The organism is Streptomyces sp. NPDC056948 (assembly GCF_042674225.1).
In the GTDB taxonomy this organism is placed as follows: Bacteria; Actinomycetota; Actinomycetes; order Streptomycetales; family Streptomycetaceae; genus Streptomyces; species Streptomyces purpurascens.
Window position 1 is genome coordinate 1 of the sequence record NZ_JBHUQX010000752.1, and the last position, 2,015, is coordinate 2,015.

1 protein-coding gene and 1 pseudogene are annotated in these 2,015 nt (G+C 69.0%); both read right to left on the reverse strand.

Annotated features, from left to right (window positions below):
* A partial coding sequence (locus ACFTZL_RS44335) for a peptidoglycan D,D-transpeptidase FtsI family protein (RefSeq protein WP_382596169.1) occupies window positions 1-1,438 on the reverse strand: 1,438 nt, incomplete at its 3' end.
* A 55-nt stretch (window positions 1,439-1,493) separates the two neighbouring features.
* Window positions 1,494-2,015, reverse strand: a pseudogene (locus tag ACFTZL_RS44340) (LuxR C-terminal-related transcriptional regulator); the annotation flags it as partial.

A 2,015-nucleotide genomic window follows, 5' to 3' on the forward strand; every position in this document is an offset into this window, starting at 1 on the left:
CCATCATCGCCCTGGCGACCGGCGCCGCCAGGCCGTTGCCGCTGACCTCCGACCGGGCGGCGTTCGACTGCTCGACCATGACCGCCACGGCGACCTCCTTGCCCGACGAGTCGGACTTGCCGTACGAGGTGAACCAGGCGTACGGCACCTGGCTGTTCTTCTCGCCGTGCTGGGCGGTGCCCGTCTTGCCGCCGACCGTCGCGCCCGCGATCTGGGCGTTCGAGCCCGTGCCCTTGTTCACGACCGTCTGCATCGCCGACTGCAACTGCTCGGCGGTCGAGGAGCTGACGATCTCCTTCGAGTCCGCCTCGTCGTCGTAGTCCTGCAGCACATCGCCGCCGCTGTTGGTGATCTGCGAGACCATGTGCGGCGAGACCAGCTTGCCGTCGTTGGCGATCGCCGCCGACACCATGGCCATCTGCAGCGGGGTCGCGGTGACGTCGAACTGGCCGATGCCCGTCAGGGCGGTCTGCGACGGGTACATGTCCGACGGGTACACGCTCGTGTAGGCCCGGACCGGCACATCCAGCTTGTCGTCGTTGAAGCCGAACTTCTCGGCCATCGCCTTCACCTTGTCCTGGCCGAGCTGGACGGCCATCTTCGCGAAGACGTTGTTGCACGAGTACTGCAGCGCCGTGCGGATCGTGGCGTTCGTGCAGGGCGCGCTCGGGTTCTCGTTCGACAGGTCCGTGCTGGTGCCCGGCAGCGTGTACGGGTCCGGGCTGTCGGTCTTGTCGTCCACCGACTCGTACAGCCCGTCCTCCAGCGCCGCCGCCGCCACGACCAGCTTGAACGTCGAGCCGGGCGGCAGCGGCTGCCGCAGCGCACGGTTGGTCAGCGGCTTCTCCGGGTCGCTCGTGAGCTTCTTCCAGGCCACCCCCGCGGTGTTGGCGTCCGTCAGCGACGAGGGGTCGTACGACGGCGTCGACACGACCGCGAGGATCTTCCCGGTCTTCGGGTCGATGGCGACGGCGCCGCCCTTCTTGTCGCCGAGCGCGTCGATCGCCGCCTTCTGCACGTCCGGGTCGACCGTGGTGACCACGTTGCCCGGTTCGGCCCGCTGGTTGGTGACGGTGTCCATCACGGACTTCAGACGGTTGTCCGTGCCGTTCAGGAGGTCGGTGTAGATGCCCTCGAGCTGGGTCGGCGCATACGCCTGCGAGGCGAAGCCGGTCACCGCCGCGTACCGCTCACCGTCCGTGTATGTGCGCTTGTACTTGAGGTCGCCTGTCTTCGTCGGGGTCGAGCCGGTGACCGACCGGCCGCCCACGATGATGTTCCCGAGCGGCGCCGAGTACGTCTCGATGGCGTTCCGCCGGTTGTCCTTGTCGTCTGCGAGCGCCTGGCCGTCGTAGAACTGCACCCAGGTCGCCCTGACCAGCAGAGCGAACACAAGGAGCAGCGCGAAGACCGATGCGCGCCTGATCGTCTTGTTCATCCCGAACATGAGGACGAGCCAGGAGGGGCGGATCGTTCCCACCCGTCCCGATTTCTCATCCGGCTTTAAGGAAGCCCGCCTCGTACGCCGCGATGACCGCCTGCGTGCGGTCCCGGGTGCCCGTCTTGGCCAGGACCGCCGCCACGTGCGATTTCACCGTGGCGGGGCCGACCTCCATCCGGCGGGCGATCTCCGCGTTGGTCCGCCCGTCCGCCATGTGCCGCAGGACCTCCCGCTCGCGTCCCGTGAGCTTCGCCACCCACGCGGGCGGCGCGGGGTGCGCGCGTGCGTGCTCGGTCGCGAGCGTGCGGACGGCCGCCGGGAACAGCAGGCTGTCGCTGCGCGCCACCAGCCGGACCGCCTGCACGAGCGCGTCGGCCTCCGCCCGCTTCAGCAGGAACCCGGCGGCTCCGGCGCGCAGCGCGTCGTACACATAGGAGTCGTTCTCGAACGTCGTCACCACGACGATCCGGGGCGGCTCGTCCAGCGTGGCCAGGATCTGCTCGGTGGCGCGGATGGCGTCGATCTACGGCATGCGCACAACCAAGAGGACGACGTCCGGCCGCAGGTGCCGTAC